We start from the raw sequence: 8,637 nt of genomic DNA on the forward strand, positions 1-8,637 counted from the left end.
GGCGGCGGTAGAGCTCGCCGAGCACGAACGCGGTCTCGGTGGTGGCGCCGGTGCTGTCGAAGCGGGCCACCTCGGCGCCGCTCGCCGCGGCGTGCACCCCCCACTACAGGCCGGGGCGCATGCCGAACGAGCCGCCGGGGGGGGGGGCGGGGTTAACGGCGGGTGGGGGGGCTGTGACGGGGCGGGCTGTGATGTGGCGGGCTGTGATGGGGCGGGCTGTGGTGTGGCGGGTTCGTCGACCGAGATGCCGAAATCGGTGGCCAGCCCGGCCAGGCCGGAATCGTAGCCCTGGCCGACGGCGCGGAACTTCCACGCGCCCTGGCGGCGGTAGAGCTCGCCGAGCACGAACGCGGTCTCGGTGGTGGCGCCGGTGCTGTCGAAGCGGGCCACCTCGGCGCCGCTCGCCGCGTCGAGCACCCGCACGTACAGGCCGGGGACCTGGCCGAACGTGCCGCCGTCGGCGGAGGCGGCGATGACGATCGTCTCGATCTGCGGTTCCACGCTCGACAACTGCACCGAGAGCACGTCGAGCACCGTCGGGCCCTGCTGCTTGCCCTCGTGGCGGACCGCGCCGGAGGGATGCGCCGGCTGGTTGTAGAACACGAAGTCGTTGTCGGAGCGGACCTTGCCGCCCGCCAGCAGCAACGCGGACGCGTCGGCGTCCGGCACACCCGGACCCGACTGCCACCCCAGTTCGATGCGGACCGCGGACATCGGCACCGCCACATTGGCGCCCTTCATCATCGACACGAGTTCCAACGTATACGAGCGGGCACCGGCCCGTCACGCCGAACGCCGACCGGAAAACAGCCGTACCCGGCCGTTCGCCGTGTCGGTCAGCGTGTCGGCGGGGCGATCTTCCAGTGCTCGCTCAGCGCCCCCGCGATCTCCGGCAGCACCGTCACCGGAACCCGCTTGCGCCGCAGGAACTCCCGGATCGCCTCGATACGCTCCCGCATGTCCAGCTCGTAGGCGCTCGACACCGGCCCGCGCACCGGCGGAATCGACACCAGCACCAGCTCGCCGTGCGGCTCGTCACCACCGGAAAGATCCAGGGCCAGCGACCAGCGCGCCCGCTCGTCGAGCGCGAAGCGGGCCCCGACCACCCGATCCCAGGACAGCACCTCGTGCGCCAGCGGCGTGCGCAGCTCGATCGCGTCGTCGGTGAGCACCACGCCGTCGCGCTTGTACAACGCCGCCAGCGCCGCCGCCCCGAGCACGAACCCGGCCAGCAGCCCGGTGAACACCCGCCCCGGCCCGAACCAGGCCACCACGGCCAGCGTCACGGCGAGCATCAGCGCGAGGCCGACCCCGCAGTAGCACCCCACCCGCCGCCCCGGCACCACCCCGGCCTAAATCTTCGTCTTCCGCTCACCGACCCCCGTGTGGCGCCCGCCCCGCTACGGCGGTGCCGGGTCCGGCGGCTGGGGGCCCGTGGGGGGGGACGAAGGTGCGGCGGCGCAGGTTTCAGCGGTCAGGTTTCAGCGGCGCAGGGCCACGGCGGCTTCGGCGGTGTGGACGCGGAACTGCAGGCTCTGCTGGAAGTAGAGGTCGACGGTGTCGGCGGTGTGGGCGAGATAGCCGATGGAGAGGTCCTGGCCGAGGGTGAGCTCGAAGTCGCCGCCACGGGTGGTCACCACGAAGGCGCCGTCGATGGCGGGAGCCCAGATGATCTTGCCGTCCGGGAACATGCGCTCGAGGTGGACGCGGATCGGGTAGCCGTGGTCGGAGGTCTCGCTGACCTCGGTGTACAACTCGGCGCTGAGCAGCAGCGAGTAGGGGCCGTCGACGCCGGCCAGCCGCAGTTCGGTCAGGGCCTGGGCCACGGCCTCCGGCACCAGACGCGACTCGGCGGGCAGGGTGAGCGGGTCGTTGGAGGAGGCGGCGCGGATGCCGGTGATGCCTGCGGCGGCGTAGCCCTCGAAGATGGCCTTGTCCTCGGCGAAGGCGATGCGCCGCGCGGCGTCCTTGACCGCGTCGAGATCGGCGTCCTCGGCCCCGCGCTCGATGTTGTCCAGCTCCTCGCGCGAGAGGGTGAACGGCACCCGCAGCTCGACCAGCGGAGCCACCAGCCGCTGCCTGGCCTGCACCCCGTCCTCGGGCGACTCGATCACCGTGGTGCGGCCGAGACCGACCGCGGAGTACGCCACGCCGTGCGGGCCGGACAGGTCGACCACCCGCCGCCCGGCGATGTGCCGCTTGAAGGTGCGGGTCGCCTCCTCCTCGATGGCCGCCCACGCCTCGGCGGTGATCGGCGCGAGTTCGCGATGCAGGTTGTTCACGGGGTGCTCCTTTTCAGTGTGCCGATACCGAGTGAGCCGTCGGCGTTCGCGCCGAGCGGCCGCGCCTGGTTGTCGGCGGGTTCGGCGGCCGCGGCGGCGCCCGGCGGGTCGGGCATGTCGTCGAAGAAGTCCAGCGGCGGGGCGAAGAACAGGGTGCCCGTGATCGCGGTGGAGAAATCGAGGATGCGGTCGTAGGCGGCCTCCTCGGTGCCCTCGAACATGCGCGAGAGCATGGTCTCGGTGACCGAGGGGCTGGCGGCGTAGGCGATGTAGTAGGTGCCGAACTCGCCCTCGCGCACGCTGCCGAAGGGCATGTTGTGGCGGAAGATCTTGCGTTCGGCGCCCTGCTCGTCGACCACGGTGTTCACCGCGACGTGCGAATCGGCGGGCTTGCGGTCGTCGGGCAGTTCGAAATCGTCGAGCTTGGTGCGGCCGATGATCCGTTCCTGCTCCTCCACCGGTAGCGCACGCCACTCGCGCAGCGGGTGCAGGTACTTCTGCACGATCACGTAGCTGCCGCCGGCGAAGTGCGGGTCGTCCTCCTCGGCGATCAAGGTGTGCTCGAAGGCCTCGGCGCCCTCCGGGTTCTCCGTGCCGTCGACGAAACCGAGCAGGTCGCGCTGCTCGAAATAGCGGAAGCCGACGGTCTCGTCGACGATGGTCGCCGCGCCCGCCAGCCGGTCGGCGATGGCCATGGCCAGCTCGAAGCAGGCGTCCTGCACCTCGGCGCGGATGTGGAAGAGCAGATCGCCGGGCGTGGACGGCGCCCGGTGCACCGCGCCGACGAACTCGCGCAGCACGTGCAGTTCGGCCGGGCGTGGACCGGTGAACAGCCGGTCCCAGGCACGCGAGCCGAGGGAGGCGACGACGCTCAGGTTCGCCCCCGGTAGCCGGAAGCCGACCGAGCGGCGCAGGCCCTGCAGGTCTGCGAGCAGGTCGCGCACCGTGGCCTCGCCGCCGTCGTCGATGGTGGCGACGAGGAAGATGGCGGCAGGCGTGAGCGGTTCGAGGATCGGCTGCGGCTCGCCCATGCCGACAGCCTAGAGGTTATTTGGCCACCGTCAGCAGGAACGCCACGTCGTCGTCGGCCTTCACACTGTGCCTGGCCTTGGGCACGACCAGCAGGTCGCCCGCCGAGCCCTTCCACTCGTCGACCCCGCTGATCAGCGTCAACGTGCCCGACAGCACGTGGATGGTGGCGTCGCCGCCGTTGTCGTGCTCGGCCAGGCTCTGGCCCGCTGTGAGAGCCACCACGGTCTGGCGCAGGGTGTGGGTGTGGCCGCCGTATACGGTCTGCGAACTGCGTCCGCTCGAGGCCGTGGCGGCAAGTTTGAGCTGCTGGCGGGCCAGGGCGGTCAGCGACTTCTTGTCCATGGGAGTGCCTTTCGCAGGGAGTGCCTTTCGCGGGGAGTGCCTGTCGCGATCGTGCGGTGCGCTTCCACCTCCGCCGGGGCGGGACGGGGACGGGGCCTGAGCCACCGGTCCTTGGAGTATGCCGGACCGCGCACCCGGGCGGGACCGCTTTACCGCCCCGCCCGCGACCGCCTGCGTGTCGGTCCCGCTCAGCCGCGGGTGCGCCGCACGTAACGATCGATGCGGAAGCGCACCCCGGTCGAGGACACCCGTTCCGGTTCGGACTCCAGCAACCGCCACTCCGGTCCGATGACCGGGGCGTGCGCGTCGCCCTGCACGCTCACCTGGACCTCGGTGACCAGCAGTTCGGTGGCGAAATCCATCGCGGTGGCGTAGATCTCGGCGCCCCCGGCGACCCAGACCGAGTCCGGTTCGGTCATCTCCAGCGCCTCGGTCAGCGAACCGGCGCGCTCGGCGCCCGGCGCCGACCAGTTCGGCTGCCGGGTGAGCACGATGTTGCGGCGGCCGGCCAGCGGACGGAACTTCGGCGGCAGCGAGTCCCAGGTCTTGCGGCCCATGATCACCGGGTGACCCCAGGTCACGGTGCGGAAGTTGGCCATGTCCTCCGGCACGCGCCAGGGAATGGTGTTCTCGAATCCGACCACCCCCTCCGGGCTCTGCGCCCAGATGAGGCCGATGGTGCGGGTGGACACGATCGCGCTCACACCGCCACCGGAGCCTTGATCGCCGGGTGATGCCGGTAACCGGTCACGGAGATGTCCTCGTAGGTGTAGTCGAACAGCGAGGTCGCCGGACGCAGCTCGAGCCGGGGGAACGGATACGGCTCGCGGGTCAGCTGTTCGGTGACCTGCTCGACGTGGTTGTCGTAGATGTGGCAGTCCCCGCCGGTCCAGATGAACTCGCCGGGTTCCAGCTCGACCTGCTGCGCGACGAGGTGCGTGAGCAGGGCGTAGCTGGCGATGTTGAACGGCACGCCGAGGAACAGGTCGGCGCTGCGCTGGTAGAGCTGGCAGCTGAGCTTGCCGTCGGCCACGTGGAACTGGAAGAAGGCGTGGCAGGGCGCAAGGGCCATCTTGTCCAGCTCGGCGACGTTCCAGGCCGAGACGACGATGCGCCGGGAGTCGGGGTCGGTGCGCAGGGTGTGCAGCACCTGGGCGATCTGGTCGATGTGGTTGCCGTCGGGGGTCGGCCAGGAGCGCCACTGCACGCCGTAGACCGGGCCGAGCTCGCCGTCGGCGTCGGCCCACTCGTCCCAGATCGTCACGCCGTGCTCGCGCAGCCAGCCGACGTTGGAGTCGCCGCGCAGGAACCACAGCAGTTCGTAGACGACCGACTTCAGGTGCACCTTCTTGGTGGTGATCAGCGGGAAGCCGGCCGACAGGTCATAGCGCAGCTGATGGCCGAACACGCTGCGGGTGCCGGTGCCGGTGCGGTCGCCCTTCGGGGTGCCGGTCTCGAGCACGAGTTTCAGCAGGTCCTCGTACTGGCGATCCGGCGGAACTTCCGTGTCCGTCTCCACGCGGACGAGCTTAGTCGGCGGTCCGGGCCGGTCCGCCCGGAGGGACCGACGCGCGCGACTGGCATGCTCGGCGGATGCGCAAGCTCTATGTGATCGGCATCGGCGCGGGTGACCCGAGGCAGGTGACGATGCAGGCCGTCGAGGCCATGCGGCAGGTCGAGGTGTTCTTCGTGATCGGCAAGGGCGAGGCCAAGCGCGAGCTGGTCGAGGTGCGCGCCCAGATCCTGCGCACCCATCTCGACGGCGAACCGAGGATCGTGGAGATCGCCGACCCGCCGCGCGACCGCGCGCCCGAGGACTATCGCGGCGTGGTGGCGGACTGGCACGAGCGCCGCGCGGCGCTGCTGGCCGAGGCCTTCGCCGGGGTCGACGGTATCGGCGGCATCCTGGTGTGGGGCGATCCCTCGCTCTACGACAGCACCCTGCGCATGGTCGAACGGGTGCGCCGCCGCCCCGGTACAGCAACTTTCGACTGCGAGGTGATCCCCGGGGTGACCAGTGCCCAGGCCCTGGCCGCGCGCCACCGCATCGTGCTGCACGAGATCGGCGAGCCGGTGCACATCACCACCGGGCGCAAGGTCCGCGAGCAGGGACTCGGGCCAGGTTCGACGGTGGTCATGCTGGACGGCGACTGCGCCTTCACCGGCGTCCCCGACGACACCCACATCTGGTGGGGCGCCTATCTCGGCATGCCCGACGAGACCCTGATCGCCGGTCCGGTCGGTGCGGTGCGCGAGCGCATCGTGGCGACGCGGGCGCGGCTGCGTGCCGAGAAGGGCTGGATCATGGACATCTACCTGCTGCGTCGCGGCGCCGGAGGTGTCGGTGCCGACGGGTAACCTCGGGCAGGACACCCGGAACCGAGCGTGACCCCCAGAACCAGGGAGGTGCCCCGTGCCCGAACTGCCGGAGGTGGAGGCGCTGGCGCAGTTCCTGCGCGAGCACGCGGTCGGCGCGGTGGTCGGCCGGGTCGATGTGGCCGCGCTGAGCGCGGTCAAGACCTTCGACCCGCCGGTGACCTCGCTGTCCGGCCGTGACGTCACGGGCGCGGCCCGCTGGGGCAAGTTCCTCGGCCTCGACTGTTCCGGTCGTTGGCTGATCACCCACCTCTCCCGCGCGGGCTGGCTGCGCTGGGTGGACGAACCGAACCCGAACCCGCCCAAGCCGGGCGGCAAGAGCCCGCTGGCGCTGCGCGTGCACTTCTTCACCCCCGAGGGCGCCACCCCGGCCATCGACCTGACCGAGGCCGGGACCAAGAAGCGCCTGGCGGTCTACGTCGTCGACGATCCGGCGCTGGTGCCCGGCATCGCCCGGCTCGGGCCCGACGCGCTGGAGGTGGGGGAACCGCGGTTCGAGGAACTGCTGCGCGGCGCCTCCGGCCGGGTGAAGACCGTGCTCACCGACCAGACCCTGCTGGCGGGCATCGGCAACGCCTACTCCGACGAGATCCTGCACACCGCCCGGCTCTCGCCGTTCGCCAACACCAGAACCCTGCCCGCCGAGAAGGTGGCCGAGCTCTACGCGGCGATGCGCACCGTGCTCACCGACGCGGTCGCGCGCTCGGTCGGCCAGGACGCCGCCCGGCTCAAGGGCGAGAAGCGTTCCGGCCTGCGGGTGCACGCCAGGACCGGGCAACCGTGCCCGGTGTGCGGGGACACCGTGCGCGAGGTGTCCTATGCCGAGCGGTCCTTCCAGTACTGCGCGACCTGCCAGACCGGCGGCAAGGTGCTCGCCGACCGGCGCATGTCCCGCCTGCTGAAATGACGCGCCGGTCGGTCGGGAGGCGGCCGGTCGGTCAGGAGGTGAGTGAGGGCGCCCGCACGCCCTCCCACGCCAGCCGCCGCTGCCGGTCGGGGTCGGGCAGCACGCGGACCGGGTCGTCGATGATCAGGGTGAGCCGGTCGGCCTCGGTGTAGGCGGGCCAGGACGGCAGCGGTTCCCCGGTGCGGGCGAAGGACACCCAGTTGTCCTGGAACTGCTTGGTCACCACGGCCATGCCGTGCGCGCCGCCCGCCGCGGTGAGTGCCTTGCCGAACAGGGCGTCGCCCGCGCCGAAGACCGGAATGAGGTCGGTGGCATGGGTGGCGCCGATGCCTGCCAGCTTCAGCGCGCGCGGGGCGTAGTCGTAGCGATAGGCCCAGGTGGGGGCGTGCCTGCTGTGGCCTTCCATGATCGCCACCGAAGGCCGCCAGAAGACGTAGTCGCCGCCCATCCGCACCGCGGCCCGAGGGTCCGGGTACAGCGGATAGGCCGCCCGCACCCGACCCGCCACGTCCTCGCCCGCGGCCGCCAGCAGCCGGTCCAGCCGGTCCTTGTCGGTCGGCAGGTGGTCGGCGAACTTGGCGAACAGCTGACCTTCGTCGCGGCAGGTGCCGATGATCAGCGGGACCGCCGCCGCCGTGCCCGCGCGGATGGCCTCCAGCGGGGGCTGCGGCAGGTACTCGCCGTCGGCGACCGGGCAGATCGGGAAGAAGCCGGGACGCGGGCGCCCCGCCATGGCCGTCGTCCGGTCGGCCGCCTTGCGGATCTCGTTGGCGGGCAACTCCTGCAACGCCCTGGCCGCGTCGGCGGGATCGACACCGAGCTTGCCGACCAGCAGACGGGCGAACTCCGCGGCGTCCTCGCGGGACAGACCCCAGTCGGCCGGGGGGCTCTGGGCGATCGCGCGGTGGAACAGCCCGCGCGCGGCCGGGGCGGCCATGAGCGAGAGCACGGCGTGCGCGCCGGCGGACTCGCCGAAGATGGTGACATTGTCCGGGTCGCCGCCGAACGCGGCGATATTGCGCCGCACCCACTCCAGCGCCGCGACCTGGTCGCGCAGGCCGAGGTTGTTGTCGAACGGCCGCGACGGGGTGGCGAACTGGCTGAAATCCACATAGCCGAACGCGCCGAGCCGGTAGTTCAGCGTCACCACCACGACGCCGCGCTGGGCCAGCCGCGCGCCCGAGTACAGGCTCAGCGCCGAGGTGCCCATGACGTAGCCGCCGCCGTGGATGAACACCATCACCGGACGCGGCGTGATCGCGGGCGCGGCGGGAACGGTGACATTCAGTGTCAGCGAATCCTCGCTGGTCGGCTGCACCACCCGCGGGCCGATCCGCGCGCCGCCGCGATGTTGGAAGGAGGCCGAGGCGAACTCGGTCGCGTCGCGCACCCCCGACCAGGGTCGCACCGGTTGCGGGGCGCGGAAACGCAGTTCGCCGACCGGTGGCGCGGCATAGGGCAGGGCGCGCCAGCGCAGCACGCGCTTGCCGCGGCGACCGCGGACGACGCCGTCTTCGGTCGTGATGTCGATCGTTGCCACCATCCGACGATGGTAACCAGGCCCGCCGCCGGCGCGCGAGGGCCGCGGCGGGGGGGGACGGCCCCCCGCCCGCGGCCCCCCGCGCCGCCCGGGCGACGGCAGGGAGCCCGCGGCTGGGGGGGGGGGGTGTGGTGGGGGGGGGGGGGGGGCATGCCCGG

At 71.9% G+C, this 8,637-nt stretch carries 10 protein-coding genes; 2 read left to right on the forward strand and 8 right to left on the reverse strand.

Annotated elements, in window-relative coordinates; all coding sequences use genetic code 11:
* The 7 genes from QH283_RS01575 to QH283_RS01605 all read right to left on the reverse strand — a co-directional run.
* Positions 1-744, reverse strand: a 744-nt coding sequence (locus QH283_RS01575; protein ID WP_280501240.1) for a TerD family protein, incomplete at its 3' end; no start/stop codon positions are given.
* A gap of 92 nt (positions 745-836) precedes the next feature.
* Positions 837-1,343 (reverse strand): PH domain-containing protein, encoded by a 507-nt coding sequence (locus tag QH283_RS01580; protein ID WP_280501231.1) that lies wholly within the window; start codon positions 1,341-1,343, stop codon positions 837-839.
* 138 nt (positions 1,344-1,481) lie between these two features.
* Positions 1,482-2,282 carry a family 1 encapsulin nanocompartment shell protein gene (locus QH283_RS01585; protein WP_280501232.1) on the reverse strand — a complete coding sequence of 267 codons (801 nt, stop codon included), beginning with the start codon at positions 2,280-2,282 and terminating at the stop codon, positions 1,482-1,484.
* Positions 2,279-3,313, reverse strand: coding sequence for a Dyp-type peroxidase (locus QH283_RS01590; protein WP_280501233.1), 1,035 nt, complete (start codon positions 3,311-3,313; stop codon positions 2,279-2,281). The genes QH283_RS01585 and QH283_RS01590 overlap by 4 nt, the downstream gene beginning before the upstream one ends.
* A 16-nt stretch (positions 3,314-3,329) precedes the next feature.
* Positions 3,330-3,656 carry a cupin domain-containing protein gene (locus tag QH283_RS01595; RefSeq protein ID WP_280501234.1) on the reverse strand — a complete coding sequence of 109 codons (327 nt, stop codon included), beginning with the start codon at positions 3,654-3,656 and terminating at the stop codon, positions 3,330-3,332.
* A gap of 188 nt (positions 3,657-3,844) precedes the next feature.
* Positions 3,845-4,360, reverse strand: a complete 516-nt coding sequence (locus QH283_RS01600; RefSeq protein WP_280501235.1) for a dihydrofolate reductase — start codon at positions 4,358-4,360, stop codon at positions 3,845-3,847.
* Positions 4,357-5,175, reverse strand: a complete 819-nt coding sequence (locus QH283_RS01605) for a thymidylate synthase (RefSeq protein ID WP_280501236.1) — start codon at positions 5,173-5,175, stop codon at positions 4,357-4,359. Before QH283_RS01605 ends, QH283_RS01600 begins: the two co-directional genes overlap by 4 nt.
* 74 nt (positions 5,176-5,249) lie before the next feature.
* Here QH283_RS01605 and cobF point away from each other — a divergent pair, with 74 nt between their 5' ends.
* Together cobF and QH283_RS01615 are read left to right on the forward strand one after the other, a co-directional pair.
* The gene (cobF, locus tag QH283_RS01610; protein ID WP_280501237.1) at positions 5,250-6,014 is read left to right on the forward strand and encodes a precorrin-6A synthase (deacetylating); all 765 of its coding nucleotides are present in this window, start codon (positions 5,250-5,252) and stop codon (positions 6,012-6,014) included.
* Positions 6,015-6,069: 55 nt separating this feature from the next.
* The gene (locus QH283_RS01615) at positions 6,070-6,939 is read left to right on the forward strand and encodes an Fpg/Nei family DNA glycosylase (protein ID WP_280501238.1); all 870 of its coding nucleotides are present in this window, start codon (positions 6,070-6,072) and stop codon (positions 6,937-6,939) included.
* 31 nt (positions 6,940-6,970) lie between these two features.
* Here QH283_RS01615 and QH283_RS01620 read toward each other — a convergent pair whose 3' ends face one another.
* A complete protein-coding gene (locus QH283_RS01620) occupies positions 6,971-8,482 on the reverse strand; it encodes a carboxylesterase/lipase family protein (protein ID WP_280501239.1) in 1,512 nt (503 codons plus the stop codon).
* Positions 8,483-8,637 lie beyond the last annotated feature (155 nt).

Origin of the sequence: Nocardia farcinica, from assembly GCF_029867845.1 — a bacterium.
GTDB lineage: Bacteria > Actinomycetota > Actinomycetes > Mycobacteriales > Mycobacteriaceae > Nocardia > Nocardia farcinica_A.

What these genes read in the sequence shown, in the direction of transcription:
- QH283_RS01595 (WP_280501234.1), bottom strand. Translation starts at nt 3,656, where the DNA reads ATGGACAAGAAGTCGCTGACCGCCCTGGCCCGCCAGCAGCTCAAACTT.
- cobF (WP_280501237.1), top strand. Translation starts at nt 5,250, where the DNA reads ATGCGCAAGCTCTATGTGATCGGCATCGGCGCGGGTGACCCGAGGCAG.
- QH283_RS01620 (WP_280501239.1), bottom strand. Translation starts at nt 8,482, where the DNA reads ATGGTGGCAACGATCGACATCACGACCGAAGACGGCGTCGTCCGCGGT.
- QH283_RS01590 (WP_280501233.1), bottom strand. Translation starts at nt 3,313, where the DNA reads ATGGGCGAGCCGCAGCCGATCCTCGAACCGCTCACGCCTGCCGCCATC.